The sequence below is a fragment of the Pseudoalteromonas arctica genome (assembly GCF_012927645.1).
GTDB lineage: Bacteria > Pseudomonadota > Gammaproteobacteria > Enterobacterales > Alteromonadaceae > Pseudoalteromonas > Pseudoalteromonas arctica_A.
Genome location: NZ_JABBMT010000108.1, coordinates 1 through 532 on the forward strand (window position 1 = coordinate 1; position 532 = coordinate 532).

The 532-nt window shown below is 43.2% G+C and carries 1 protein-coding gene; it reads left to right on the top strand.

The window, feature by feature from the left end; genetic code table 11:
• Positions 1-385 (top strand): transposase (locus tag HHO47_RS19125; RefSeq protein WP_169021706.1); only part of this gene is annotated, 385 nt, incomplete at its 5' end.
• Positions 386-532 lie beyond the last annotated feature (147 nt).

A 532-nucleotide genomic window follows, 5' to 3' on the forward strand; every position in this document is an offset into this window, starting at 1 on the left:
TTTAATGAGTATTCCAGGTATTGGTGAAATCACAGCAACTGCAGTGGTTGCTACGGTAAATGACGCTAAGCACTTTGATACTAGCCGTTCCTTTGCTGCTTGGATTGGTTTAGTTCCAAGGCAATACACCACAGGCGGCGTTGTTCGGTTAGGTAGAATTAGCAAACGAGGTGAAAAACATATTCGCACCTCACTTATTCATGGCGCAAGAGCCGTTATTGCTAATTGTAAAAACAAAACAGACCGAACAAGCCTATGGGTTAAAGACCTTGTAGAGCGACGAGGATTCAAACGAGCAACTGTGGCATTGGCCGCTAAAAATGCCCGATTAATTTGGGCACTGTTACACTCAGAGAAAGAATATCAGGTAGATTATGTGAAATGAGTTTCTAGTAGTAAGGTAAACCGAAACGGTTAACCCCACCGAGTCTGTGCATTAGCAATTGACGATAACACGGTCAGACCGAGAGTAAGAAAGCCTGTTTAATCGGGAAGCCATAAAAGGCTGTCTAACGAATGAGGCATTACTCAA